General features: G+C 66.4%; 21 protein-coding genes. 15 read left to right on the top strand and 6 right to left on the bottom strand.

The window, feature by feature from the left end:
• Positions 1–29: 29 nt before the first annotated feature.
• The 15 genes from tssA to PVT67_RS00285 all read left to right on the top strand — a co-directional run bounded on the left by tssA (position 30) and on the right by PVT67_RS00285 (position 19,592).
• On the top strand, positions 30–1,163 hold the full coding sequence (gene tssA / locus PVT67_RS00355; protein ID WP_301496645.1) for a type VI secretion system protein TssA: 1,134 nt from the start codon (positions 30–32) through the stop codon (positions 1,161–1,163).
• Between the two features lie 38 nt (positions 1,164–1,201).
• Positions 1,202–1,711 carry a type VI secretion system contractile sheath small subunit gene (tssB, locus tag PVT67_RS00350; protein ID WP_301496643.1) on the top strand — a complete coding sequence of 170 codons (510 nt, stop codon included), beginning with the start codon at positions 1,202–1,204 and terminating at the stop codon, positions 1,709–1,711.
• Complete coding sequence (gene tssC / locus PVT67_RS00345; protein WP_301496640.1) at positions 1,708–3,204, top strand: type VI secretion system contractile sheath large subunit; 1,497 nt, start codon at positions 1,708–1,710, stop codon at positions 3,202–3,204. Before tssB ends, tssC (PVT67_RS00345) begins: the two co-directional genes overlap by 4 nt.
• A 14-nt stretch (positions 3,205–3,218) precedes the next feature.
• Complete coding sequence (tssC, locus tag PVT67_RS00340; protein ID WP_301496638.1) at positions 3,219–4,718, top strand: type VI secretion system contractile sheath large subunit; 1,500 nt, start codon at positions 3,219–3,221, stop codon at positions 4,716–4,718.
• 10 nt (positions 4,719–4,728) lie between these two features.
• Entirely contained in the window at positions 4,729–5,529 is an 801-nt protein-coding gene (locus PVT67_RS00335; RefSeq protein WP_301496636.1) for a type VI secretion system accessory protein TagJ, read from the top strand.
• Positions 5,519–5,977, top strand: coding sequence for a type VI secretion system baseplate subunit TssE (gene tssE / locus PVT67_RS00330; protein WP_301496633.1), 459 nt, complete (start codon positions 5,519–5,521; stop codon positions 5,975–5,977). The genes PVT67_RS00335 and tssE overlap by 11 nt, the downstream gene beginning before the upstream one ends.
• Positions 5,974–7,797: a type VI secretion system baseplate subunit TssF gene (tssF, locus tag PVT67_RS00325; RefSeq protein ID WP_301496631.1), complete on the top strand. Its 1,824-nt coding sequence runs from the start codon at positions 5,974–5,976 to the stop codon at positions 7,795–7,797. Before tssE ends, tssF begins: the two co-directional genes overlap by 4 nt.
• Positions 7,794–8,771, top strand: a complete 978-nt coding sequence (gene tssG / locus PVT67_RS00320) for a type VI secretion system baseplate subunit TssG (protein WP_301496629.1) — start codon at positions 7,794–7,796, stop codon at positions 8,769–8,771. The genes tssF and tssG overlap by 4 nt, the downstream gene beginning before the upstream one ends.
• Complete coding sequence (gene tssH, locus PVT67_RS00315; protein ID WP_336407788.1) at positions 8,768–11,353, top strand: type VI secretion system ATPase TssH; 2,586 nt, start codon at positions 8,768–8,770, stop codon at positions 11,351–11,353. Before tssG ends, tssH begins: the two co-directional genes overlap by 4 nt.
• Positions 11,354–11,438: 85 nt before the next feature.
• Entirely contained in the window at positions 11,439–11,918 is a 480-nt protein-coding gene (locus PVT67_RS00310; protein WP_301496626.1) for an Hcp family type VI secretion system effector, read from the top strand.
• Positions 11,919–11,984: 66 nt separating this feature from the next.
• Positions 11,985–13,787 (top strand): type VI secretion system Vgr family protein, encoded by a 1,803-nt coding sequence (locus PVT67_RS00305; protein ID WP_301496624.1) that lies wholly within the window; start codon positions 11,985–11,987, stop codon positions 13,785–13,787.
• 3 nt (positions 13,788–13,790) lie between these two features.
• Positions 13,791–14,609 (top strand): hypothetical protein, encoded by an 819-nt coding sequence (locus PVT67_RS00300; protein WP_301496621.1) that lies wholly within the window; start codon positions 13,791–13,793, stop codon positions 14,607–14,609.
• Entirely contained in the window at positions 14,594–15,304 is a 711-nt protein-coding gene (locus PVT67_RS00295; protein WP_301496617.1) for a hypothetical protein, read from the top strand. Before PVT67_RS00300 ends, PVT67_RS00295 begins: the two co-directional genes overlap by 16 nt.
• Positions 15,301–19,245: an RHS repeat-associated core domain-containing protein gene (locus PVT67_RS00290; RefSeq protein ID WP_301496614.1), complete on the top strand. Its 3,945-nt coding sequence runs from the start codon at positions 15,301–15,303 to the stop codon at positions 19,243–19,245. Before PVT67_RS00295 ends, PVT67_RS00290 begins: the two co-directional genes overlap by 4 nt.
• A 2-nt stretch (positions 19,246–19,247) precedes the next feature.
• On the top strand, positions 19,248–19,592 hold the full coding sequence (locus tag PVT67_RS00285; protein ID WP_301496612.1) for a hypothetical protein: 345 nt from the start codon (positions 19,248–19,250) through the stop codon (positions 19,590–19,592).
• Positions 19,593–19,714: 122 nt separating this feature from the next.
• On the opposite strand, the gene PVT67_RS00280 is transcribed toward PVT67_RS00285, so the two are convergent.
• From PVT67_RS00280 to PVT67_RS00255, 6 genes are all read right to left on the bottom strand, one after another.
• Complete coding sequence (locus PVT67_RS00280; RefSeq protein ID WP_301496609.1) at positions 19,715–20,005, bottom strand: PAAR domain-containing protein; 291 nt, start codon at positions 20,003–20,005, stop codon at positions 19,715–19,717.
• Between the two features lie 80 nt (positions 20,006–20,085).
• Positions 20,086–20,790, bottom strand: a complete 705-nt coding sequence (locus tag PVT67_RS00275; protein ID WP_301496606.1) for a DNA-3-methyladenine glycosylase I — start codon at positions 20,788–20,790, stop codon at positions 20,086–20,088.
• Positions 20,790–22,820 (bottom strand): oligopeptidase A, encoded by a 2,031-nt coding sequence (gene prlC, locus PVT67_RS00270; RefSeq protein ID WP_301496604.1) that lies wholly within the window; start codon positions 22,818–22,820, stop codon positions 20,790–20,792. The genes PVT67_RS00275 and prlC overlap by 1 nt, the downstream gene beginning before the upstream one ends.
• Before the next feature lie 117 nt (positions 22,821–22,937).
• Positions 22,938–23,147, bottom strand: a complete 210-nt coding sequence (locus PVT67_RS00265) for a hypothetical protein (protein ID WP_301496601.1) — start codon at positions 23,145–23,147, stop codon at positions 22,938–22,940.
• A gap of 72 nt (positions 23,148–23,219) precedes the next feature.
• The gene (gorA, locus tag PVT67_RS00260; RefSeq protein ID WP_301496599.1) at positions 23,220–24,575 is read right to left on the bottom strand and encodes a glutathione-disulfide reductase; all 1,356 of its coding nucleotides are present in this window, start codon (positions 24,573–24,575) and stop codon (positions 23,220–23,222) included.
• 98 nt (positions 24,576–24,673) lie between these two features.
• Complete coding sequence (locus PVT67_RS00255) at positions 24,674–25,372, bottom strand: 2OG-Fe(II) oxygenase (protein ID WP_301496597.1); 699 nt, start codon at positions 25,370–25,372, stop codon at positions 24,674–24,676.
• Positions 25,373–25,380 lie beyond the last annotated feature (8 nt).

Below are 25,380 nucleotides of genomic sequence, written 5' to 3'. Positions count from 1 at the left end.
GGTGGACTTTTTTTGGCTAAGGATGGCTCGTGAATTCCACTTCCCTTTTTGACATAGAGGCGTTGTTGGCGCCTGTTTCGGATGAAAACCCCTGCGGTGACGATACCCGCGAGGATGTTTCGCCCGAGTCTCCTTATTTCACCCTCAAAGACATCCGCAACCAGGCCCGTGCCCAGGAACGCCACAAGCTGATGGACGACGACTTCCAGTCGCCCGAGCAGTGGCGGGAGCTGGTCCGCCAGGTGCCGGCCATACTCCAGGGCCGTTCCAAGGACCTGGAGCTGGTGGCCTGGCTGATCGAGGGCCTGTGCCGCGAGTACGGCTTTGCCGGCCTGGCCGCCGGCTTCGACCTGGCCCACCAGCTCATCGAACAGCACTGGGACGCCCTGCACCCCATGCCGGACGAGGACGGCGTCGCCACCCGCCTGGCGGCCCTGGCCGGCCTCAACGGCCTGGACGGCGACGGCACCCTGATCCAGCCCATCCTCAGCGTCCCCCTCTTCCACAGCGGTGACGGCGAGGCCTTGGCCGCCTGGCACTGCGAGCAGGCCGCCGAGATAGGCCGCCTGAGCGCCGACAAGGCCGAGCAGCGCGTCAAGGCCGGCGCCGTCAGCAACGAGATGCTGACCCAGGCGGTGCGCGAGACCCCCGACGGCGAGCTGCTGGGCAACTACCGCCAGCTGCAAGCGGCCATCGCCGCCTACCAGGCCCTGGCCCAGGTGCTGGACGACCGAAGCGGCGAACCCCAGCCCACCACCCGCATCGCCAAGGCACTGCAGCGCTGCCTGGACGCCTTCAATTTCCAGGGCGGCGAACGGCTCAAGGAGCTGCTGGCCTCGGCCGCCCCGGCCCAGGAACTGGCGCAGCCCGAGGACGGCGGCGAGGCTGCGGCCGAACCAGGGCAGGCCCCTGCCGCCAGCGACCTGGACCCGATCCGGGTCGCCATCCAGAGCCGCGACCAGGCCGTGGAGCAGCTGCGCAAGCTGGCCGATTTTTTCCGCCAGACCGAACCCCATTCCCCCGTGTCCTACGCCATAGAGCAGGCCATCCGCTGGAGCCGGCTGTCGTTGCCCGAGCTGATGAACGAGCTGATCGACGACAACGGCGCCCGCCAGGGCTTCTGCCGTTTGACCGGCGTACCGGCCTCGGAGGCCCAGGGCTAGGCCCGTTTTTTCTGTGAACTGCTTAAGGAGACGAAGACATGGACAGCATTCACAACAAGCTCGCCCGGGTCCGCAAGCCTCGGGTCCACATCACCTACGACGTCGAGACCGAAGGCGCCATGGTCAAGAAGGAATTGCCCTTCGTGGTCGGCGTCATGGGCGACTTCTCGGGTAACAACAACAACGACCTCAAGCCGCTCAAGGACAGGCGTTTCATCCAGATCGACCGCGACAACTTCGACGACGTGCTGCGCCGCATGGCGCCGCAGATCCAGTTCAAGGTCGACAACAAGCTGTCCGGCGACGACTCGCAGATGGCCGTGGAACTCAGGTTCAACGCCATGGCCGATTTCGAACCGGCGGCCGTGGTCAACCAGGTGGAGCCGCTGCGCCAGCTGATGGAAACCCGCAACAAGCTGCGGGACCTGATGACCAAGGTCGACCGCTCCGAAGAGCTGGAGAACCTGCTGGAGCGGGTGCTCAACAACTCTGACGAACTGCAGAAACTGGCCCAGGAACTGGCCACCGAAGGGGAGGACAAGGAATGAGCGCAGAACAGCAAGTCGCTGCCGAAGCCCTGGTCGAGGAAGGCGTCAACCTGTCGCTGCTGGAACAGGCCATAGGTGCCACCAAGCAGACAGAGTCCAGCCGTGCCGAGGAGCTGATCCGCACCCTCGCCGAGGAGGCGATGAAAGGCACCGTCACTTGGAACAAGAACCTCACCGTCACCTTCAACGAGGCCATCAAGCAGCTGGACCAGATGATCTCCGGCCAGCTGTCCGAGATCATGCACCACGAGGAGTTCCAGAAGCTGGAAGGCTCCTGGCGCGGCCTCAACCACCTGGTGATGAACAGCGAGACCAGCGCCACCCTCAAGATCCGCATGCTCAACATGAGCAAGAAGGAGCTGCACAAGGATCTCTCCAAGGCCGTCGAGTTCGACCAGAGCCAGGTGTTCAAGAAGGTCTACGAGTCCGAGTTCGGCACCCCGGGCGGCGAGCCCTACGGCGCCATCATCGGCGACTACGAGTTCAGCAACCACCCCAACGACATCGAGACCCTGGGCCTGATGTCCAACGTGGCGGCCGCCGGCTTCTGCCCCTTCCTGTCCTCGGCTTCCCCCTCCCTGTTCGGCTTCGACGCCTGGACGGAGCTGAGCAAGCCCCGCGACCTGGAGAAGGTGTTCGAGTCCCTCGAATACACCAAGTGGCGCTCCTTCCGCGACTCCGAAGACGCCCGCTTCGTGACCCTGACCATGCCGCGGGTGCTGGCGCGCCTGCCCTACGGCGAGGCCACCAGGCCCATAGAGGAATTCGGCTTCGAGGAATTCGAGGTGGACGCCAAGTCCGGCATGTCGGTCAACACGGCCCACGACGACTACTGCTGGATGAACGCCGCCTACGTCATGGGTACCCGCATGACCCAGGCCTTCGCCAAGTACGGCTTCTGCACCGCCATCCGCGGCGCCGAGGGCGGTGGCAAGGTCGAGGGCCTGCCGACCCACGTCTTCACCAGCGACGACGGCGACCCGGACCTGATGTGCCCCACCGAGATCGGCATCACCGACCGCCGCGAGGCCGAACTGGGCAAGCTGGGCTTCCTGCCCCTGTGCCACTACAAGAACACCGACTACGCGGTCTTCTTCGGTGCCCAGAGCTGCCAGAAGCCCAAGAAGTACGATAACCCGGACGCCACCGCCAACGCCGCTATCTCGGCCAGGCTGCCCTACATGATGGCCACTTCCCGCTTCGCCCATTACCTCAAGGTGATGGCCCGCGACAAGATCGGCTCCTTCATGGAGGCCCAGGACGTGGAATCCTGGCTGAACCGCTGGATCCTCGGCTACGTCAACGCCTCAGAGGGCGGTGGCCAGGAGATCCGCGCCAAGTACCCCCTGGCCGACGCCAAGGTCCAGGTCCGGGAGATCCCCGGCCAGCCCGGCTCCTACAACGCCGTGGCCTGGCTGCGCCCCTGGCTGCAGATGGAGGAACTGACCACCTCCCTGCGCCTGGTGGCCAAGATCCCCGAGATAGGCGGTTAAGGCAGGAAAGCAGCATGTCAGCGGCATTGCAGTTCGTCGCCAAGGATTACTTCGCCACCCCCGAAGCCAGGCCGGCCCTGCCGGACCTGGCCTTCATGAAGCGGGTCTCGGCGGAGCACGACGCCCTGCAGGCACTGCTGCTGTGGCTTGGCCGGGTAGATCCGGCCAAGCGCTGGCGCCAGCAAGGGGTCAAGGCCCTGCTGGCGACCAGCCTCAACCTGCTGGACGACCTTCTCAATGAGCAGCTCAACGCCATCCTGCACCAGTCTGACTTCCAGGCCCTGGAAGCCAACTGGCGCGGCCTTTGGCTGCTGACTGAGCAGGCCGCACAGGACGACGGCGACGACCAGGTCAAGGTCAAGGTGCTGGATCTGGACTGGCAGGAACTGTCCAAGGACCTGCACAAGGCCATGGAGTTCGACCAGTCCCGGCTCTTCGCCAAGATCTATTCGGACGAATTCGGCACCCCGGGGGGCGAACCCTTCGGGCTGCTGCTGGGGGCCTACGCCGTCAGCCACCGCAACCAGGGCGGCGTCACCAACCTGGACAGCCTCAAGGAACTGAGCCGGGTGGCGGCGGCGGCCTTCGCGCCGCTGATATTGAACGCCGACCCCAGCCTGTTCGGGGTGGACAGCTTCCAGGATCTGACCGGGGTGCGGGAGCTGGAGAGCCACTTCAACGCCCCCGAGCTGGCCAAGTGGCGCTCGCTCAGGGATATGGAGGAGGCCCGTTTCCTGGGGCTGGCCCTGCCCGGCATCCTGATGCGCCCGCCCTACCGGGAGCGGGGCCAGGGGCCAGAGGGCTTTCGCTTTCGCGAGCATCAGGAGCGCGAAGCCGATCACCTCTGGGGGCCGGCCTGTTTCGGGGTCGGCACTGTGGCGATCCGCGCCTTCTGCCAGTCCGGCTGGTTCTCGCAGATCCGCGGCTACCGCGCCGGCCAGGTGGCCCACGGCGTCATCGACAACCTGCCGGCCCTTAGCGCCGTCACCGGCGGCTTCCACCCCGGGCGCAGCCCGGTGAACTGGCAGGTGACGGACCGCATGGAAAAGATACTGGCCGACGAGGGCTTCCTGCCGCTGCTGCCCCTGGCCAACACCGGCATGCTGCTGATGCCCTCTGTGCCCTCGGTGCAGCGGCCGGCCCGCTACCAGGAGGCCGGCGCCCAGATCAGCGCCAGGCTGTCGGCGATGCTGCACTACACGCTGTGCGTGTCGCGCTTCGCCCACTACCTCAAGGTGATGGGGCGGGACAGGGTCGGCGGCTACCGCACCCCCCAGGAGTGCGAGAGCCAGCTGCAGCGCTGGCTGCATGGCTACACCATGGCCAGCGAGGGCGCCACGGACGAGATGCGCTCCCGCTTCCCGCTGCGGGAGGCCAGGGTCCAGGTCAAGGAGCGGGCCGGCGAGCCGGGCCGCTATTACTCGGTGATCCGGCTGCAGCCCCACTTCCAGCTCGATCAGATGGTGACCGGCGTCAAGCTGGTGACGGAATTGACACCGGCACAGGGTGCCTAGGGAAAGGACGATGAAAGTAATCAAGGATTTGCTGGCCAAGGGCCAACTCAACAGCGCCATAGAGGCCCTGCAACAGGCGATACGCCACAACCCGGCCCAGGTCGAGCTGCGCGCCGCCCTGGTGGAACTGCTGTGCCTGGCAGGCGACTTGGAGCGGGCCGACGACGCCCTGGCGGTGCTGGTCAAGCGCAACCCCGACTGGATCCCCGGCGCCCTCAACCTGCGCCAGCTGATCCGCGCCCAACAGGCCCGCCTGGCCCTGCGCGAAGGCCGCCTTGCCGACGGCGTCAAGGCCGAGCCCAGCCCGGCCCTGGAGGCGTTGCTGGCCCTCAACCTGCACCTGCACCAGGGCGAGCTGGACCAGGCCGCCGAGGCCGCCGAAGCCCTGGAACAGGCCCGCCAGCCCGTCCATTTCCAGGCCGGCGACGCCAAGGGCGAGATCCGCGACTGCGACGACAGCCTGGGCCCCTTCGTCGAAGGCCTGGGCACCGACGGCCACTACTACCTCTGGCAGTGGCACCAGATCCGGCTGCTGGAGCTGCACGCCCCCGCCTCGCCGGTGGAGATGATCTGGCGCCGCGCCACCGTCACATTGGCCGACGAGCGCCAGGGCGAGGTCTTCCTGCCCCTGGTCTATGTGGCCAACCAGAACGAAGACCAGCAGCTCGGCCGCGAGACCGACTGGCAGGAGCACGGCCCGGCCCTGGTCACGGGCCTCGGCCAGAAGCTGCTGCTGCTGGGGGACGAGGCCCTGCCCCTGGGTTCACTGCGCAGCCTGGAGAGGCTGGAAGAGGCTGCCCATGCCGGCTGAACAGGCAGTGCACCTGAGCCTGCTGGACAGGCTGGTGGACGGCGAAAGCCGCCGCCAGAACCTGGCCCTGCTGCGCCAGGCGCTGCGCCGGGACCTGGAGAACCTGCTTAACGCCAGGCGCTCCTGGTTGCCGCTCGGCAAGCAATACCCCGAGCTGGCCAAGTCCACCCTGGGCTACGGCCTGCCCGACTTCACCGTCATGGAGATGAGCACCGAGGACGGCCGCCGCTGGCTGTGCGAAGAGGTGCAGGAAACCATAGGCCGCTTCGAGCCGCGCCTGGCCCAGGTGCAGGTGTCGCTGCGCGACAAGGACGCGCCCCTGGACAGGGTGCTGCGGCTGCGCATCGACGCCGTGCTGCTGGCCGCACCCGTGCCGACGCCGGTGTCCTTCGACTCCGAGCTGGAGCCCTTGAACCTGTCCGTGACACTGCAGGATAACGAGCGATGAGCGAGACGCTGCTCAAGTATTACAACCGCGAATTGGCCTACCTGCGCCGCCAGGGGGCCGAGTTTGCCCGCCAGTACCCCAAGGTGGCCGGCCGCCTGCGCATCAGCGAGGAGGCGGTGGAGGATCCCCATGTCTCCCGGCTGCTGGAGGGCGTCGCCTTCCTGACCGCCCAGATCCGCCAGCGCCTGGACGACGATTTCTCCGAGCTCAGCGACATACTGCTGGGCAACCTGCACCCCGATTACCAGGCCCCCATCCCCTCCATGTCGGTGGTCAGCCTCAAGCCCACCGGCGCCCTGGGGGAGGCCTTGGAGCTGCCGAGGGGCACCCGCCTCAAGAGCTACGGCGAACAGGTGCCGCGCTGCGAATTCAGCACAGGCGCCAGCGCCCTGCTGGCCCCCATAGAGGTGGCCGAGGCCAAGTTCGAGAACGCCCCCTTCCAGGCGCCGCGCCCGGCCGGCATGCAGGACGCCCAGGCGGTGCTCAGGCTGAGGCTGCGCTGTACCGGCCTCAACGCCACCCTGGCCACCCTGGACCTGCCGGTGCTGCAGTACTTCCTGAGCGGCCAGACCCACTTGAGCCACGAACTCTACGAGCTGCTGCACCAGCAGGCCCTGGGCTTCGCCCTGGTGCCCCTGTCCGACGGCCGCAAGCTGGCCAGCTTCCCGGCCAGCCGGATCCGGCCCCTGGGCTTCTCCGACGAGGAGGCCCTGGTGCCTTACGGCGACCGCAGTTTTTCCGGCTACCGGCTGCTGGTGGAGCATTTCCTCTTCCCCGAGAAGTTCCTGTTCGGCGAGCTTTCCGATCTGGCCGGCCATTGGCCCGACGAGAAGGAAGCGGACCTCTACATCTACCTGCGCCAGGGCTCCGAGGAGCAGGAGAAGAACCTGCGCCCCGAGCACCTGCGGCTCTGCTGCGCCCCCGTCATCAACCTCTTCCAGGACATACTGGAGCCGGTGCCCCTGGCCGACAACGAGCACGAATACCAGCTGGTGCGCCAGTACGAGGGTGCCGAGCAGAGCGAGGTGATCCGCATCGACAGGGTCGAGCTGGTCAAGGGTGAGCAGGTGCGGGAACTGGCCCCCTTCTACGGCATGGGCCATCCCCGCTGGCAGGGCGGCGACCACCTCTACTGGCACAGCCGCAGGCGCAGCGCCGACTGGGCCGGCGGCCAATACGAGCCGGGCACCGAGACCTACCTGAGCCTGGTGGACAGGCGCCTGGAGGCCCAGGGCCTGGACGAGTTGCCGGAAGACGAGCGGCTGCTGGTGCGGGCCTGGTGCTCCAACCGCAACCAGCCCACCCACCTGCCCTTCGGCGGCGGCCAGCCGGAATTCAGCGCCCCCGAGGAGTCCATGGTGGCCTCGGCCCAGGGCCTGGTGGCGCCGACGGCGCCGGTCCGCCCCGAGCTGGACGGCGCCAGCCGCTGGCAGCTGCTGCGCCACCTGACCCTGGACCATTTCGACGGCGACCAGGCCACCCAGCGCCTCAAGGAGGTGCTGCGCCTGCACGACTTCCGCCAGAGCCCCGAGTCCCAGGCGCTGATCGACGGCATCGAGAAGGTCAGCATCAGCCCGGCCGTGGCCAGGGTCGGCAGCGGCGTGCGCCGCGGCCTCTGCCAGGGCAACGACATACTGGTGCAGTTCTCCAAACCGCGCTATGCCGGGGCCAGCGTCTTCCTGTTCTCGGCCGTGCTGGACCATTTCTTCGCCCAGTTCGCCCAGGTCAACAGCTTCACCCGGCTCAAGATCCGCCTCACCGGCCACAACAGCGACTACCACGTCTGGCCGGCCCGGGTCGGCGAGAGGGCCCTGCTATGACCCGCAACCCGGCCTTCGGCAACTGGCACAACTTCTACCGGCAGATCTGGCGCATAGAGCGGCAGATCCCCGAAGGCCGTGGCCAGTACCACAGGGTCGGCCACGACGGCTGGCCGGACAAGGAGCTGGTGCGCTTCAAGACCAGCCAGCACATGGGTTTCGCCGGCCAGGACATAGCCCAGGCCCGCTTCGACCGTAACGACCAGGGGCTGGTCACGGCCGAGCTGGCCGTCAACACCTTGGGGCTGACCGGCGCCCGCGGCGCCCTGCCCAGCCACTACACAGAGCTGGTGCTGACCCAGCTCAAGGACAAGGCGCCCGAGCTCAAGGACTTCCTGGACATCTTCAACCACAGGCTGCTGTCGCTCTTCTACCGCGCCTGGGAGAAGACCCAGCCGGCCGTGCACCAGGAGCGGGAGCAACAGGACATCTTCACCACCCTGCTGCGCACCCTGACCGGCGCCGATCAGCACTGGCAGCTGCTCTACGGCGGCGCCCAGGCCCGCCAGGCCTGCTCGGGCCAGACCTTGTGCCGGGCGTTGCGCCACCTGACCGGCATGGCGGTCACCCTCAAACCCCTGGTGGGTGGCTGGAAGCCCGTCGCCGCCGAAGAGCAGTCCGCCCTGCCCAGCCGCCGGGCGCCGCTGGGCCAACATGCCCGCCTCGGCGAGGCCATGGTCGGCAGCCGCGCCTGGGTGGCGGACCAGGGCATAGCCCTCTGCTTCCACCCCAAGGACGGCAAGGCCCTGGCCGAGCTGCTGCCGGGCGGCCGCTTGAGCGCCGCCGTCGGCGCCCTGGTGGGACGCCTGGCCGGCCGCCAGCTCAGCGTCGGCTACCGGATGCAGGTCCGCGCCGGCGACCTCAATGGCAGCCGCCTCGGCCAATTGGGCCGCCTCGGGGAAGACAGTTTTATCGCCGCCCTGGCGCGGCCAGACCAACAGCTGACCCTCAGCTTCAAGCCAAGGAAAGGATGAACAAGATGTCATCGATGACGTTGAAAGCCCTGGTCGAGAAAATGACCGACTCCGCCCGCAACGCCCTGGAGCGGGCCGTGGGGCTTTGCTACCAGCGCACCCATCACAGCGTGGAGGTGGAGCATTACCTCAAGGCGCTGCTGGAGGCCGAGGACCAGGACCTGCTGACGGTGCTGGCCCGCTTCGGCCTCAGCCGCGAACGCCTGGCCGCCGAGCTGGACCAGGCCCTGGCCAGCTTCAAGACAGGCAACGGCGCCACCCCGGCCCTGTCGCCGCGGCTGGTGGACCTGCTGCGCCAGTGCTGGCTGGACACCAGCATCGAGTTCGGCGAGCCGCTGATGCGCGGCGCCACCTTGCTCTACAGCCTGCTCAATGACGCCGCCATGGCCGCCCTCTGCACCCGCCACGCCAAGGAGCTGGACAAGCTGGACCCGCAGCGGCTGCTGGGGGACTGGGACGCCATCAAGGCCGAGCTGGGCCAGGCCGCCCCCCGTCCCGGCCAGGGGCCCCGCAAGGAACAGGCCCTGGGCCAGTTCACCATCGACCTCACCCAACAGGCCAGAGACGGCCTGCTGGACCCGGTGCTGGGCCGGGATGACGAAATCCGCCAGATGGTAGACATCCTCAGCCGCCGCCGCCAGAACAACCCCATCCTCACCGGCGAGGCCGGGGTCGGCAAGACGGCCGTGGTGGAAGGCCTGGCCCAGCGCATCGCCGCCGGCCTGGTGCCCGACGCCCTCAAGAAGGCCAGGCTGCTGACCCTGGACCTGGCCCTGCTGCAGGCCGGCGCCGGTGTCAAAGGCGAGTTCGAGAACCGCCTCAAGGGCGTCATCGAGGAGGTGAAGGCCTCCATCGATCCTGTGCTGCTGTTCATCGACGAGGCCCACAACATGGTGGGAGCCGGCGGCAGCGCCGGCCAGAACGACGCCGCCAACCTGCTCAAGCCGGCCTTGGCCCGCGGCGAGCTGCGCACCATAGCGGCCACCACCTGGGCCGAATACAAGAAGTACTTCGAGAAGGACGCCGCCCTGACCCGCCGCTTCCAGGTGGTCAAGGTGGAGGAGCCCAGCGAGGAAGTGGCGGTACAGATACTTCGCGGCCTGCTGCCGACCTTGGAAGCCCACCACGGCGTCAGCATCGGCGACGACGCCGCCCGCGCCACCGTCACCCTGTCCAAGCGCTACCTGGCCGACCGCCAGCTGCCGGACAAGGCGGTGGCCCTGCTGGACACCGCCTGCGCCCGGGTGGCCATGAGCCAGGCCGGCATCCCCACCGCCCTGGAGCGGGTCCAGGCCAGGCTGCAGGCCCTGGAGACGGAGGCGGCCGTGCTGGACAAGGAAGCCCGCGCCGGCATCGACCACAGCCAGCGCCGCGACCAGCTGGGCGGCCAGATCGCGGGAGCCCAGGCCAAGGTGGCCGAACTGCAGACCGCCTGGGAAGCCGAACAGGCCCTGGTGATGGAAGCCAGCGCCCTGCGCGACCAGCTGGGGAAAGAGGAGAACCAGGAGCTGCTGGCCCGCCTCAACGCCCTGCGTGCCCAGCTCTCAGAGCGGGTCGAGCCCATGGTGCACTGGCAGGTGGACGAACAGCTGGTGGCCGAGGTGCTGGCCGACTGGACCGGCATCCCCCTGGGCCGCATGCAGGCCGACGAGGTGGCCAGCATCCTGGCCCTGGACGGCCGGCTCAAGGAACGGGTGCGCGGCCAGGACCACGCCTTGGACGAGATAGCCCGCACGGTGCGCATCGCCCGCGCCAACCTCGGCGACGAGAAGAAACCCATGGGGGTCTTCCTGCTGGCCGGCCCCAGCGGCGTCGGCAAGACGGAGACGGCCCTGGCCCTGGCCGAGCAGGTCTACGGCAGCGAAGCCAACATCACCGTCATCAACATGTCGGAGTTCAAGGAAGAGCACAAGGTGTCCCAGCTGCTGGGCTCGCCGGCCGGCTACGTCGGCTACGGCGAGGGCGGCGTCCTCACCAACGCCGTGCGCCGCAAGCCCTACAGCGTGATCCTGCTGGACGAGATGGAGAAGGCCCACCCCGGCGTCCAGGACATCTTCTACCAGGTGTTCGACAAGGGGGTGCTGCGGGACGGCGAGGGCCAGGACGTGGACTTCAAGAACACCCTGATCCTGATGACCTCCAACGCCGCCAGCGAGACCATCAGCGACCTCTTTGCCGATCCGCTGACGGCGCCGGCCCCGGACAAGCTCAAGGAAGCCATCTGGGACGACCTGCTGGCCATCTTCAAACCCGCCTTCCTGGGCCGCACCACAGTGCTGCCCTACCAGCCCCTGGGCCAGGAGCAGCTGGCCGAGATCACCGGCCTCCAGCTGGCCAGGGTGGCGGACCGCGTCCGCCGGCACCACGGCGCCGAACTGCACCATGGCCCCGAGGTGGTGGAGGCCATAGTGGCCCGCTGCCAGGAGGCCAGCAGCGGCGCCCGCAACATCCAACAGATACTGCAGCGGGAGCTGCTGCCCGGCATGTCCGAGCAGATCCTGGCCAAGGTGGCCGGGGACAGCCCCGTTGTCAGGGTGGAACTATCGGTGGAGGACGACCAACTCAGGGTCGCCGTCCACTGATCAGTAAGATTCCGTGCGGCAAGGGGCCAAACGGATCAACTTGTCCTCATTACAGGACGTAACTCGCACTGAAAGGAGCAATACCATGCAAGCCAATACTTACCTGGACTACGAAGGCGTCAAAGGCGAAGCCACTGCTGATCAGTACAAGGACATGATCACAGTGCTGTCCATGGACTTCAACGTTCACCGTGAGATCTCCTCCTACACCGGTACCGCCATGGACCGCGAGGCCTCCGCCACCCGTCTGGGCGACATCACCATCACCAAACTGCAGGACAAGGCCTCCACCGACCTGTTCAAGGAAGCCACTGTCGGCAAGGGCAAGAAGGCCACCTTCCACGTCACCAAGCAGGGCGAGAAGATCGAAGAAATCATGAAGATCGAGCTGACCGACGCCATGATCTCCAACTACTCCGTCTCCATCTCCGGTGACCGCCCGGTGGAAACCATGACCATCTCCTACACCGAGATGACCATGACCGTCACCCCGACCGACGACAAAAACAACGTCCAGGCTCCGCTGGTCTACGGCTACAGCGGCGTCAAAGGCCAGCAGATCTAAATCTGCTCGTCTTCGTCTCCCGGGAGGGCTTCGGCCCTCCCACCTTCAACGGATGGCAGAGTCACCATGAGCAAGGAACAGCAATACCATTACCTGAAGATGCACAGCTCCCTGGGTAAGGACGCCCTGGTGCTGGAGAGGGTGCAGGTCGAGGAGCGGCTTTGCGCGCTGTTCGCCATCACCGTCACCTTCGTCGCCAACCAGCGGCTGCCCAAGCTGGACGCCCTGATCGGCGAAGGGGTCACCATCAGCCTGGCCCTGAGCGACCAGGCCGGCGCCAAGGAGCGCTTTTTCCACGGTCACATCAACAGGATCCGCGAGCTGGGCAGGCCCATGCACAACAGCGAAGGGCTGCGCTACGAGGCCAGCCTGGTGCCCCGCGCCTGGTTCGCCACCCAGAGGGTCAACTGCCGCATCTTCCAGCAGCTAAGCTCGGTGGCGATCGTGAAAAAAGTGCTTGGGGAACACGGGGTCAAACTCAACACCGCCAAGCTGGGGTCCTACCCCAATTACGACTACTGCGTGCAATACAACGAGTCCGACTGGGACTTCTGTAGGCGGCTGCTGGCCAAGGAAGGGATCTTCAGCTTCTTCCGCCACGACCAGGGCAGCCACGAGCTGGTGCTGGCCGACCAGACAGAGGCCTACGCCAAGGCCCTGGAAGAAAAGGTGGACTACCGCAGCGGCGACCACGGCGAGGCCCACGTCTACCAGTGGTTCTGCGGCGCCGGCGCCACAGTCGCCAGCCTGGTGCAGCGCAGCTTCGACTTCACCAAGCCCAGCCAGTACAACATCGGCAACGCCAAGGCCAAGGTGCCGGGGGCCAGCCTGCAGCCCAGGGAGCTGTTCGAATACCTGGGCGAGGATCCCCTCAAGGACAAGACGGAGGCCCTGGCCCCGGTGCAGCTCAACGCCCTGGCCCAGGACGCCGAGAGTTTTACCGGCACCTCCAACTGCCGCTCCTTCGGCGCCGGCCTCAAGTTCAGCTTCGACGAGCACGAGAACAAGGCCATGGAGGGCAAGGCCTTCGTCATCACCGACTATGTGATGACGGCGTCCGTGCCCTCCAACAGCGAGGCGGGGGATCACGGCGGCGAGCACTACTTCGCCAACCAGTTCCAGGCCATGCCGGCCGAGGTGCTCTACCGCCCCCGCCAGCTGCAGAAGCCGCTGATCGCCGGCGCCCAGACCGCCAAGGTCACGGGGCTCAAGGGCGAGGAGATCCACACCGACGAGTTCGGCCGCATCAAGGTGCAGTTCCACTGGGACAGGGAAGGCAAGTTCGACGAGAACAGCTCCTGCTGGATCCGGGTCGCCCAGGGCTGGGCCGGCAAGGGCTTCGGCGCCCAGTTTCTGCCACGGGTCGGCCAGGAGGTGCTGGTGGAGTTCCTCGGCGGCGACCCCGACCAGCCGATCATCACCGGCTCCGTCTACAACGGCGAAAACGCCCTGCCCTACGCCACAAAGGCCAACAAGGAGCACTCGGGGATCCGCAGCCGCTCCACCAAGGGCGGCGGCGACGCCAACTTCAACGAGATCCGTTTCGTCGACACCAAGGGCAAGGAACAGCTGATCATCCATGCCGAGAAGGACCAGGCCGTCCACGTCGAGAACGACCACAGCGAACAGGTAGACAACGACCGCAAGGCCAAGGTCGGCAACGACGACAGCCTGGAAGTGACGGGCCTGCAGAAGGTCAAGGTCGGCAAGACCATCACCATAGAGGCCGGCGACAAGATCACCATCAAGTGTGGCTCCTCCAGCCTGACCATGGACTCCAGCGGCAAGATCGACCTCAAGGGGGCCAACGTCAGCGTCAACGGCAGCGCCCTGGTGGCGATCAAGGCCCCGGCCGTCAAGCTCAACTAAGCCATGGACCTGGATTGCTTCTTCACCCAGCGCCGCACCCTGTTGGCAAGCCCAGCCGCCAGCAAGGCCATGCTCTGCCAGCTGGACAGGGAGCTGATCCGGGCCCAGCCACCGGCGGAAGAAGACCGCCCCTTCGAAGAGGCCCTGCTGCTGGCACAGGCGGCGGACCCGGCCCAGGGCACGGCTCTCAAGGCCTTCTTCGCCGCAAGCGACAGCGAGCGGCAATGGCAACTGGCGGCCCTGCTGCCCTGGCTGCCGCTGCCCCAGGCCGAGGCCGCCGACACTTGGCTGATGGCCAGGGCCCAGCTGCTGGCCCCGGCCCGCGCCATCGCCCTGCCCGCTCCCTGGGACGGCTGGTGGCAGGCATGGCAAGGGGGCGCCACGGCGGCCCAGCTGCTGACGCTGTATGAACAACTGGCCGAGCACGCCCAGGAAAGGCTGGCGCCGCTGCTGGTGCGGACAGAGCCGGCCGAGCTGGTGCGCTTCATCAACGCCCTGGCGGCCAGGCTGCCGGCCCTGGAACTGCTACCCTGGCTGGGGCTAAGCGGCCTCGGCCGTTTCGTGCCCTGGCTGCGGGACTTCGCCGCCAACCCCGAGCTGGCAGAGGCGGCCCGGCAGGAACTCAACTGGCTGACCGGCGGCCGCGACACAGAGCGCCATGAGCGCCAACTCTGGGGCCAGGCGGCGACACCTGAGCTGCTGCCCCAACTCAGCCAGGGCCTGGCCCTGGCCTGGCAGCCCAGGCTTTGGGCCTGGTTGCAGCCCGGCGGCAGCGGCGACCATTGGACACTGTTCGGAGGCCGGCTATGCCCTGGCAACTGAGCCTGCACGGCGGCCGGCTTGGCGCCCTACCCTGGCCTGACGCCCTGGCCGGCCTGCCCCAACCGCAGGAGCCGGCTACCTTGGCAGGCTGGCAACAGGCCCTGCTTGAGGGCCAGACCTGGCTGCTGCTGCCCCAGGACGAGCGCCCCCGCCAGGCCCAGTGGCAGGCCTGGGGCCAGGTTAACCTCCAGTTTGGCCGCGCCGGCCTAGCCTGGGTCCTGGCCCAGTTGGACAAGGCCAAGGCGCCGGCCCGGCTGCTGGCCCTGGCGCCGAAGCGGCCGGCCTGGCTGGCCATCGACTGGACACCAGCCGCCAGCGGCCTCCGCCTCGAACACCTGGCCCTGGACGGCCAGCCCCAAGGCCAGCTGGATCTCGGCGCCCTGTTGGAAAAGGGCCAGGCCGCCTGCCCCAGGCCGGCACTGCTGAGCTGCCCCGGCATGGGCCGGGAAGCGGATCTCGGCTGGCTCTGGCCCTGCCTCGGCAAGCTGGGGGACTGGAGCCAGGCCCAGTGGCAGTTTGCGGAGGCATCTTTAGGGGAGCTGGACGTCGTCGGCAGCCTCTACCGCCTCTGGCAGCTGCATCAAGACTTTATGGAAGGGGCCCTGCCAGGAAAGGCGGTGACCCTGGAGCTGGACTCGAGCCCCATGGCCGCCTTGGCCGTGCTGGGTTGGACGCATGAGCAAGGGATAGCATGAGCAAGGACACGCACATTCAGATCCAGGGCGCCGGCGGCAGCTACCGTTTCAGCCCCGCCCAGGGAGCCCAGGCCCAGGGTCAGCCGATCCGCCACGGCAACAGGCGCGACTGGCGCCAGTGGCTGTCCGACGTCTTCGGCTTCACTTTCGGCGGCCAGGAAGGCCGCTGGCAGCAGTTGCCCAAACTCTGGGACAGCGAAGAGCTGCTGGGCAACAACCCAGACCATGTCTTCGCCGGCGTCGCCGAGGCCCTGAGCCTGGGCAAGCTGGCCGTGGCCAAGGTTCCGGCCCAGCCGACCCCCGCCAAGAAGGCCAGCGCCGCCCCTGGGGCGGCCGAGACGGGCCGCAGCCAGCAAGGCGCCGCCCAGGCCAAGGCCCCTGCTCCTGCCCCGGCCGGCGGTGCCACCAGTGCCGGGGTCGACGCCACAGTGCCGGCCGCCGACATCCAGGCCCAGCAATGCCAGGGCGACCCCGTCTCCCCCAGCACGGGGGAGGAGATCCTGGCCCTCACCGACTTCGAAGCCCGCGCCGCCCTGCCCCTGCGCTGGCAGCGCCTCTACCGCTCCGGCCTCAGCGACCAGGACTGGGGCCTGGGCCACGGCTGGTACAACCCGCTGCTGCGCCGCCTCTGGCAGGACGAAGAGCACTGCTGGGTGGAAGATCAGGAAGGCAGGGCCGTCCGCTTCCCGCGGCTCGCCCCTGGCCAGTTCGGCTGGCAGGCCGCCACTGGCCAGCGCCTGGAATACAAGGCAGACGGCCGGCTGCTGCTGTCCGACCCCGACGGCAGCGTCTGGACCTTCCTCCTCTTTGAGGACGGCTTCGGCCGCCTCGACTCCCGGCTGGACCGCCAGGGCCGGCAATGGCTCTTCTACTACGACGACAAGGCCCGCCTGACCCGCATCGACCTGGGCCCCGATCACTGGCTGGAGCTGGGCTACCAGGGCCGCCACATATCGGGCGTATTGCTGCGTCGCCAGGACCATAAGGAAGTGCTGGCCCGCTACCGTTACGACGCCAAGGGCGACCTGCAGAGCGCCAGCGCCAACGGCGGCAGCGAACGCTACGGCTACGACGGCCACCTGCTGGTGGTGCGCCGTCGCCCCTCCGGCTACCGCCTCTTCTTCCAGTGGCAGGGCCAGGGGCCAGAGGCCCGCTGCCTGCGCAGCTGGGGCGAGGACGGCCGCCACGAGGTGCGGCTGGACTACCAGGACGGCCAAACCCTAGTCACCCAGGCCGGTGGCGCCCAACAGCTGTTCGCCTTCGACGCCGCCGGCCGCGTCACCGAACGCATGGACGCCGACGGCTCCCGCCAACAGTGGCATTTCGACGAGCTGGGCCGGCTGCGCGAACACCGCCTGGCCGACGGCCGCAGCCACCGCTTCGACTTCGACGCCAAGGGCAGGCCCGCCTGCGACTGGCTGCCGGACGGCCGCTGCCACAGGCGCTTCTTCAACGATCTCGGCTTCTGCATCGCCGAGCGGCTGCCGGACGGCCGCTACCTCAGCCGCCGCCTGGACGCCATGGGTCGGCTGCTGGAGGAGCGCCGCGCCGACGGCAGCCATTGGCATTACCGCTACGACAGCGCCGGCTGGCTCAAGGAAGGCTACAGCGACCAGGGTCAGCAACGGCTCCAGGGCTGGGATGGCGAAGGCCGGCTGCTGGCCAGCCAGGCCCAGGGCGAACTGGTGCGCTACGCCTACGACGGCGCCGGCCGCCTGCGCGGCGCCCTGGTCCAGGACCTGGTGATAGAGCGGGAATACCAGGGCGACAAGCTGGTCGCCGAGCACCGCTACCCCGAGCAATCCCCCCAACAGAAGGCCAGCCGCCACTACCGCTACGACCAGGGCGGCCGCCTCGTCCAATTCCAAAGCGCCACGGGCCGGCAGCACGGCTTCGACTACGCCGGCATCGACAAACCGCTGCGCTACCACAGGCCGGACGGCAAGACGGTCCACTACGGCTACGACCAGGCCGAGCGCCTGACCGAGGTGGTGCGCCCCGACGGCGGCCGCTGGCAGCTGGGCTACGACCAACAAGGCCGGGTGGAGCGCTGCCAGGCCCCGGACGGCCGGGACATCCGCTTCCGCTACGACGCCGCCGGCCAGGTGGTGCACCGGGAGCAGCCCGGCACCTGGGTCCAGCACCTCAAACGCGACGCCGGTGGCCGGGTGCAGCAGCAGGCCAGCCAGGGCAAGGGCCGCCAGCCGGTCACCAAGCGTTTTCAGCACGACCACCTGGGCCGGCTGGTGCGCGCCACCACCGAGGGGCGGCGCCTGGACTGGCAGTACGATGGCCAGGGCAATGTCAGCCGCCACGGCCAGGACCAGTTTGCCGTCCACTACCGCCACCAGGCCGGTCGCCTGGAGGCCATGACGCTGCCGGACGGCACCCAGATCCAGTACCGCCATGACGACCAGGGCCGTTGGCAGCAGCTGCTGGTGAACGGCGAGCCGATGATCGACCGCCGCTTCGACGGCCGCGGCCAGGAGCAGCAGCGCCAGGCCAGCCACAACGTCCAGCACCAGGTCTGGGACCGCAACAAGCTGCTGGTCAGCCGCCAATGGCAGGGCCAGGAGGCGGTGACCCGCCGCTACAGCTGGGACGACGACAACCGCCTGGAATGGCTGGAAGACAGCCGCCTGGGCGAACGCCGCTTCCAGCGCGACGCCGCCGGCCAGCTGCTGGGCGACGGTCGGGGCCAATACCGTTATGACGACGGCGGCAACCGCCTGGAGGCGGACGGCCAGAAGCTGTTCCTAGACAGGCTGGCCGGCAAGCGGCGCTTCGACGAGCTGGGCGCCGAAATCGCCTGGCGCGGCGAGGAAGAAGAGCGGCGCCGCTTCGACGCCGAAGGCTGCCTGGTGGCCTTCGACAAGGGCGGCATGCAGCTGCGCTACGGCTATGACGCCCTGGGCCGCCGCGCCTGGCGCCAGGGCCCGGACGGCCAGGTCAACTACCTCTGGGACGGCGACCTGTTGCTGGGGGAAGAGCGGGGCGGCGCCTGGCAATGGTTCCTGCGTGACCCCGAGACCGGCGAGCCGCTGCTGACCCTGGTGGACGGCAAGCCCTACTACTATGAGCTGGACTGGCGGGCCCTGCCGGTGCGGCTCTGGTCCGGCGACGGCCAAGTGGCCTGGCAGGGCGACAGCGACGCCTGGGGCCAAGTCACAGAGAGCGGCGACATCCGCCAGCCATTGCGCCTGCCCGGCCAGTTCGCCGACGAGCTCTCCGGCCTCTATTTCAACCGCTTCAGGGACTACGACCCCAGGACGGGCCGCTACCTGACCCCCGACCCCCTGGGCATCAAGGGCGGCCTCAACAGCTACCGCTACACCCCCAACCCGGTGGACTATATAGATCCCCTGGGCCTCTGCGAGGTGAGCAGTAGCCTTTCTCAGACTAGAGGTGGAAGCGCCGGTAACTCTGATGCCCTGCCGGCCATGCAGGAATTGAAGCTTGCCAACTCTAAAGAGCTAAATGACTCACTCAATTACGACACCATCTTCGCTGGACATGGCTCGGTTGATCTAAAGGGTCCCAAGAGGACTGTACCCGAAGGTGCATCATTGACCGTCTATGCTGTAGCAGGAGCATCCATATCAGATTCCCTTGGTGTAGCAATTGAAACGCGGAATGTACCTGAAGATGTCTTCAGGAGAACCTTCCAAGCCGGCGAGGAAATGCCGGATATTTGGCTTTGGGCGCCTGATGGGGACGTCTCTGCGCAACCCTCGTCAGTCACTGTAGACAGACCCATACCCGTCACTGATTTGATGGAAGCCGGTGGCGGCGACTATCACTTCGCGGCTTGCCTCCACAGCCAAGGTCATGAAAACAATAAAGTTGTTCACGATGATTCAGGTACTTACCACTATGACAGACAGACGAAGGAGATCTTCAAGCACGATGGTCAGCAGTGGCAAAAAGAGGAGGACATCTAGCCATGATATTCAAAAAAGAAAAAGATGATTTTGTCGTCGACATCGAGACCAAAAACGGGAAGCAGCTAGGCAAAGAAGAGGCTATTGGTTTTGCTAAAAGCTTACTCAAGCTCTATAAAGAAGGGAAAAAAATCTGGGTTGTCAGAAGATACCCTCTATGTCCCTTTTGCAACCAACTAGTTAGTGGATGTTCATTTTCTGAAAATGCTATTTTAGAAAGTCACATCCCTATTCAATGCGGGAACAAGAGGTATTTAATTCCTTCTATCGCAGTTCACTATGCCGATTGCCATGAGATCACGCTAGAAAAAGGAGTCTACGAAGAACTTTCAGCTATATTTCAATAATTCAGAATCAAGCTCACCATCCATCAAAGCAAGAGCCCTGAATTACCAGACTGTCGTCCCACAGGTACATAGAGTACTAAAGGGCGGCAAAGCCGCCCCTGATCTCATCTCGAATAAAGGCCTTAGCCCCCTATCAGCACAGTCGGGTTCCCTACCACCAGCTTGCCGCCGTGGTCGGTGTCGTCGCCGAGACGAGCTGCAGCCTTGCCGTCTATGGTGACGGAACTGGAGCCCTTGCTGACCTTGTCCGGCGGGCCGACGCAGACGCACATGTCGCCGACCCGGGCAGCGGGGATGCCGCCGATAAAGACGCTGGAAGAACCCATGGCGACGGGGCCACCCACATGGGGGACGTTACCCGTGACCTTGGGGCAGACATGCATTGAGCCGATGACGGCGGCGGGCTTACCCATGACAACTCCTTGTCGTTGATTCCTTGACCGACAGTGTACCCCAGGGGGCCGGCGGCCCCCCAAAGCGCATTAACTTTTAGTCAATGGCTCTCTGCCTCGGCCATCACCCTGTTGTCGCCGACGCTGTAGCCGATGCACTGGCTGAGCTCGTTGAAAGACAGCCCCGTCTCTGCCTGCCAGGCGTTGAAGGCGGCCTGGACGGCGTCCAGGGCCTTCTTGCTGGTGAGGCCCCCTTCGAGGATGCCGGTGTGGCGCAGGTAGTGCTCCACGTCCTGGCTGAGCAGGAAGCTGTCCAGGCCCACCCGGCGTAGCGCCACAGGGCCAGTGTTGCCGCCCAGGCGGGCGCCATGCTTCTTGAGGTACTGCCAGAGCCCCACCAGGTCGTCCTTGGGCCAGGCCCGCAGCCAGGCGGCTGCGCTGCCGTGCCGCTCGGCCAGATCCTGGAGCATCTGGGCGTTGTGGCGGATGGTCATCACCTTGGTGGCATTGCGGATGATGCGCGGATCCTGGGCCTTCTGGCCCCAGATCTCGTCCGGCAACAGCAGCATCTTCTCGACGTCGAAGCCGAAGAAGACCTCCTCGAAGTCCGGCCATTTCTGCTCCACCACCCGCCAGACGAAGCCGCTCTGAAAGACCTGCTTGGTGAAGGCCGCCAGCAGGCGGTCGTCGGTCAGCTTGTCCAGGTCGCCGAAATAGGCAGGGGGGCGCAGCAGCGCCTTGAGGGCGGCGTCGCCGCCCTTGCGCTCGGCGGCGCGGGCCCAGATCTTGTCGAAGGGCTCACGCATCAGGCGGCTATCCCGCTGTGACGCAGCAGCGGCTCCACCGAGGGCTCGCGGCCGCGGAAGGCCTTGAAGAGTTCCATGGGCTCACGGGAACCGCCCTGGCTGAGGATGCAGTCCAGGAAGTCCTGGCCCGTCTGGGCGTTGAAGACGCCTTCCTCCTCGAAGCGGCCGAAGGCGTCGGCGCTCAACACCTCGGCCCACTTGTAGGAGTAGTAACCGGCCGCGTAGCCGCCGGCGAAGATGTGGGCGAAGCCGTGCTGGAACCTGTTGTAGGCCGGGGGCCTGGCCACCGCCACCTGGTCGCGCACCTGGTCGAGGATGGCCTGGATGCGGCCGCCCTGGGCCGGGTCGTATTCCCGATGCAGGCGGAAGTCGAAGAGGGCGAATTCCAGCTGGCGCACCATCTGCATGGCGCTCTGGAAGTTGCGTGCCGCCAGCAGGTTGTCCAGCAAGGCCTGGGGCAGGGGCTCGCCGCTGTCCACATGGCCGGAGATGATGGCCAGGGCCTCTGGGGCCCAGCACCAGTTCTCCAGGAACTGGCTGGGCAGCTCGACGGCGTCCCAGGGCACGCCGTTGATGCCGGCCACCTCAGACACCTCGATGCGGGTCAGCATGTGATGCAGGCCGTGGCCAAACTCGTGGAACAAGGTCAGCACCTCGTCGTGGGTGAAGAGGGCCGGCTTGCCGCCTATGGGCCTGGAGAAGTTGCAGGTGAGGTAGGCCACCGGCTTCTGGTGGCTGCCGTCAGGAAGAACGCGGCTGCCGCGGCAGTCGTCCATCCAGGCGCCGCCTCGCTTGCCTTCCCGGGCATAGAGATCCAGGTAGAAGCTGCCGAGGTGTTTGCCGGCCTGGTGGATGTCGAAGAAGCGCACCTCCGGGTGGTAGAGATCCACGTCCCGGCGCTCGCTGATGTCGATGCCGAACAGCTTGTTCACCACCTGGAAGAGACCGGGCACCACCTTGGTCTCGGGGAAGTAGGGCTTGAGCTTCTCGTCGCTCACCGCGTAACGGGCTTCCTTGAGTTTCTCGCCGTAGTAGCCGAGATCCCAGGACTGCAGATCGTCACAGCCCAGCTTGGCGGCGAAGGCCTTGAGCTCGTCGAGATCGGCCTGGGCCTGGTGCCTGGACTTGGCGGCCAGGTCGTTCAGGAAGCCCAGCACCTGGTCCGGGCTCTCTGCCATCTTGGTGGCCAGGCTCAGCTCGGCATAGTTGCCGAAGCCCAGCAGCTGGGCCAGCTCATGGCGCAGGGCCAGGGTCTCTTCCATGATGGCGCTGTTGTCGAACTGGGCATCTCCCTGGTCTGAGGCGCGGGTGCAGTAAGCCTTGTACATCTCCTCGCGCAGGGCGCGGTCATCGGCGTAGGTCATCACCGCCAGGTAGACGGGCACGTCCAACGTCAGCAGCCAGCCGGCCTTTTCCTTGCCCTGGGCGATCTCGGCCAGCATGGCCTTGGCGTCCACCGGCAGGCCGGCCAGGATGGATTCGTCCTCGATATGCTTCTGCCAGGCCTGGGTGGCGTCCAGCAGGTTGTTGGAATACTTGGAGGCCAGTTCTGACTGGCGGGCCCGGATCTCGCCGAAGCGCTGCTGCTTGTCCGCCGGCAGGTCGACACCGGAAAGGTGGAAGTCGCGCAGGCTGTTGTTGACGGCCTTCTGCTGGGCCCCGGAAAGGGTTGCAAAGGCGGGGCTTTCGGCCAGTTTCTTGTAGGCGGCGAAGAGCCCCTGGTGCTGGCCCACCCAGGTGGAGAATTCACTTAAGTGAGGCAGGCAGGACTCGTAGGCCTCGCGCCATTCGAGGCTGCTCTTCACAGAATTGATGTGGGAGACGGGAGACCAGGCCTTGGCCAGGCGGTCGTTGCTCTCCTCCAGGGGCAGGATCAGGCTCTCCCAGCTGGGCTCGGCCGTGCTGGCCACCACCGACTCCACGGCGGCGCGGCAGTCGGCCAGCAGGGCCTCGACGGCAGGCTTGATGTGCTCGGGCAGGATGGCGCTGAAAGGAGGCAGGACGGCATTGTCCAGCAGGGGGTTCGACATGACGATTACTCTTGGTCCGGGTATGAGGAGAGGATGGGGCCACAGCCGCAAAAATCAAGGGCCAGGGGTTCGCCGGGAAGGCGCTGGCCCGGAAACAAAAAAGGGGCCCTTGGCCCCTTAGAGTTTTTCGAAGTCCCTTTTCAGCTGGAACTCGCTGTCGGTGACGATGCGCTCCAGCGCCGCCACCCTGGCCTTGAGCTCGGCCAGCTCCTGGTCCAGGGCTGCGTCCTTCTGCGGCTGTTGCTGTTTGTGTTTCATCCAGTTGTTGAGGATACCCGCTACCAGGCTGGCCACCACTATCAGGAAAATAAAGGTAAAAACGTTCATCCATGCCTCCTCGAGGTTATGGCAACACTTTACCTCAGTTTAAAAAAACACGAACAGTTCCGACATAAATCCTTACGCTTTCGCCGGGGTACGCATGGTCACGAATTCTTCGGCCGCCGTGGGATGGATGCCGATGGTGGCGTCGAACGCCGCCTTGGTGGCGCCGGCCTTCATGGCCACGGCAAAGCCCTGGGTGATTTCACCCGCTTCTGCGCCCACCATGTGCAACCCCACCACCCGGTCTGAGGCCTTGTCCACCACCAGCTTCATGAAGGTGCGCTCCTGGCTGCCGGACAAGGTGTGCTTGAGGGCCCTGAACTCGGACTTGAAGACAATCACCTCACCGTACTTGTCCCTGGCTTCGGCCTCGGTCAAGCCGACTGTGCCGATGTTGGGATGGGTGAAGACGGCGGTGGGGATGTACTCGTAATCCATGGTGCGGCTGCCGTCGCCAAAGAGCTGGTTGACCAACGTCATGGCCTCGGCCAGGGCCACTGGGGTCAGCTGGAAACGGTTGATGACATCCCCCAGGGCATAGATGCTGGGCACGCTGCTCTGAAAGTGGTCGTTCACCACTATGGCGCCGTGGCGGTCCAACTCGACGCCGGCCTCAACCAGGCCCAAGTCATGGGTGCGGGGCACCCGGCCCGTGGCGAAGAGCACCTGGTCCACTTCCAGCTGCTCGCCGTCTTCCAGCTGCAGCAGCAGGCCATTGGGCGTCTGCTCTATGGCGGTGACGTTGTTGTTGAAGCGGAATTCCACCCCGGCCTTGGCCATCTCGTTGGTCACGAAGCCGCGGATGTCGTCGTCGAAGCCGCGCAGCAGCTTTTCCTTGCGGTAGATCTGCACCACCTGGCTGCCGAGGCCGGCGAAGATGGAGGCGAACTCGGAGGCGATATAGCCGCCCCCCACCACCGCCAGGCGCTGGGGGAAGGTGGCCAGATCGAAGATCTCGTTGGAGGTGATGGCCAGCTCGCGGCCGGGGATCTGCGGCACATAGGGCCAGCCGCCCACGGCCACCAGGATGCGCTCGGCGCTGATGTCCTGGCCGCCGACGCTGACGGTATGGGCGTCCTTGATGCGGGCGAAGTCGCGGTAGACGCTGACCTTGGCGCCGTCCATCAGGCCATCGTAGATACCGTTGAGGCGGCCTATCTCATTGGCGCGGTTGCTCTTGAGCTTACCCCAGTCCAGGGCCGGCCTTTCACTCTGCCAGCCAAAGCCCTGGGCCTCCTCGAAGCCGTGGCCGTACTCGGCGGCATAGGCATAGAGCTTCTTGGGGATGCAGCCCAGGTTGACGCAGGTGCCGCCCATGGCGCTGCCTTCGGCCACCGCCACCCTGGCACCTGTGGCAGCCGCCATGCGGCTGGCCCGCACGCCGCCAGAGCCGGCGCCGATGACGAAGAGGTCGTACTGATACTGGAACATGCTCTACTCCAAACTGCGGGGCGGCCTTGCCGCCTGGGTCATGGGCGCATTATGCCCAAAAGCGGCGCCCGTGGTGGCCCCCGATTGTGGCAATCGCCTCAGCCCTTGGGGGCGTAAAGCTGCTCGGCCCTGTTGAACATCACCCAGGAGGTGAGGATGTACTTGTCGCCGGACAGGGGGGCATTACCCCTGTGGGTGTGGGTGAAACCGGCCGGGGCTATCACCATGCGCCCCTTCTTGGGCTTAACCCTGTGGCGCTGGTAGAAGAATTCGGTTTCACCCCCTTCTTCCACGTCGTTGAGGTAGAACATCCACAACAGCACCCGGTGCAGGGGCTCGTTGTGGGGAGCCTGGGGGAAGATCTCCGAATGCCAGTGCGGGTAGCCGCCGCTCTGCTGCGGGTAATGTTGCAGGTTGATGTAGCCGCAGCGGTAGAAGTGGCGCACCAGGGCGTCCAGGTTCGGGCGGCCCGCTTCCAGGTAGTTTTCCGGAGTCAGGGTCACCGGCTGGCCTGTCCTGGGGTGGAACACCTGGGGCGAGACGGCCCCCATCAGCAGCATGTTGTGCTTGTCCAGGTAGTTGCGGATATGGGGGTAGCTGTACTCGATGATGGCCCTGTGCAGATCTTTCCACTGGGGGTGGCTGTCCAGGGTGAGGTCCCGGCTGCGCTTCTTGGATTCATCCACGCCGGCACCGGTACGGCCCGGGGCCACCGCCGGCTCCTGGGCGAAACGGGCCAGCAGGGTGTCGCAGAAGTCGTCCGGCAGGGCCTGGTCTATGACGTCGATAAATTGCATAAATGTTA

It is taken from the genome of Gallaecimonas kandeliae, assembly GCF_030450055.1.
GTDB classification, from domain to species: Bacteria; Pseudomonadota; Gammaproteobacteria; order Enterobacterales; family Gallaecimonadaceae; genus Gallaecimonas; species Gallaecimonas kandeliae.
The sequence above is the reverse complement of the archived record's forward strand: the minus strand, read 5'-3'. Positions and strand labels throughout refer to the sequence as shown.

Excerpts from the sequence above, each read along its gene's own strand:
- tssB (WP_301496643.1), top strand. The coding sequence starts at position 1,202 with ATGGACAGCATTCACAACAAGCTCGCCCGGGTCCGCAAGCCTCGGGTC.
- tssC (WP_301496640.1), top strand. The coding sequence starts at position 1,708 with ATGAGCGCAGAACAGCAAGTCGCTGCCGAAGCCCTGGTCGAGGAAGGC.
- tssC (WP_301496638.1), top strand. The coding sequence starts at position 3,219 with ATGTCAGCGGCATTGCAGTTCGTCGCCAAGGATTACTTCGCCACCCCC.
- PVT67_RS00335 (WP_301496636.1), top strand. The coding sequence starts at position 4,729 with ATGAAAGTAATCAAGGATTTGCTGGCCAAGGGCCAACTCAACAGCGCC.
- tssE (WP_301496633.1), top strand. The coding sequence starts at position 5,519 with ATGCCGGCTGAACAGGCAGTGCACCTGAGCCTGCTGGACAGGCTGGTG.
- tssF (WP_301496631.1), top strand. The coding sequence starts at position 5,974 with ATGAGCGAGACGCTGCTCAAGTATTACAACCGCGAATTGGCCTACCTG.
- tssG (WP_301496629.1), top strand. The coding sequence starts at position 7,794 with ATGACCCGCAACCCGGCCTTCGGCAACTGGCACAACTTCTACCGGCAG.
- tssH (WP_336407788.1), top strand. The coding sequence starts at position 8,768 with ATGAACAAGATGTCATCGATGACGTTGAAAGCCCTGGTCGAGAAAATG.
- PVT67_RS00310 (WP_301496626.1), top strand. The coding sequence starts at position 11,439 with ATGCAAGCCAATACTTACCTGGACTACGAAGGCGTCAAAGGCGAAGCC.
- PVT67_RS00305 (WP_301496624.1), top strand. The coding sequence starts at position 11,985 with ATGAGCAAGGAACAGCAATACCATTACCTGAAGATGCACAGCTCCCTG.
- PVT67_RS00300 (WP_301496621.1), top strand. The coding sequence starts at position 13,791 with ATGGACCTGGATTGCTTCTTCACCCAGCGCCGCACCCTGTTGGCAAGC.
- PVT67_RS00295 (WP_301496617.1), top strand. The coding sequence starts at position 14,594 with ATGCCCTGGCAACTGAGCCTGCACGGCGGCCGGCTTGGCGCCCTACCC.
- PVT67_RS00290 (WP_301496614.1), top strand. The coding sequence starts at position 15,301 with ATGAGCAAGGACACGCACATTCAGATCCAGGGCGCCGGCGGCAGCTAC.
- PVT67_RS00285 (WP_301496612.1), top strand. The coding sequence starts at position 19,248 with ATGATATTCAAAAAAGAAAAAGATGATTTTGTCGTCGACATCGAGACC.
- PVT67_RS00280 (WP_301496609.1), bottom strand. The coding sequence starts at position 20,005 with ATGGGTAAGCCCGCCGCCGTCATCGGCTCAATGCATGTCTGCCCCAAG.
- PVT67_RS00275 (WP_301496606.1), bottom strand. The coding sequence starts at position 20,790 with ATGCGTGAGCCCTTCGACAAGATCTGGGCCCGCGCCGCCGAGCGCAAG.
- prlC (WP_301496604.1), bottom strand. The coding sequence starts at position 22,820 with ATGTCGAACCCCCTGCTGGACAATGCCGTCCTGCCTCCTTTCAGCGCC.
- PVT67_RS00265 (WP_301496601.1), bottom strand. The coding sequence starts at position 23,147 with ATGAACGTTTTTACCTTTATTTTCCTGATAGTGGTGGCCAGCCTGGTA.
- gorA (WP_301496599.1), bottom strand. The coding sequence starts at position 24,575 with ATGTTCCAGTATCAGTACGACCTCTTCGTCATCGGCGCCGGCTCTGGC.
- PVT67_RS00255 (WP_301496597.1), bottom strand. The coding sequence starts at position 25,372 with ATGCAATTTATCGACGTCATAGACCAGGCCCTGCCGGACGACTTCTGC.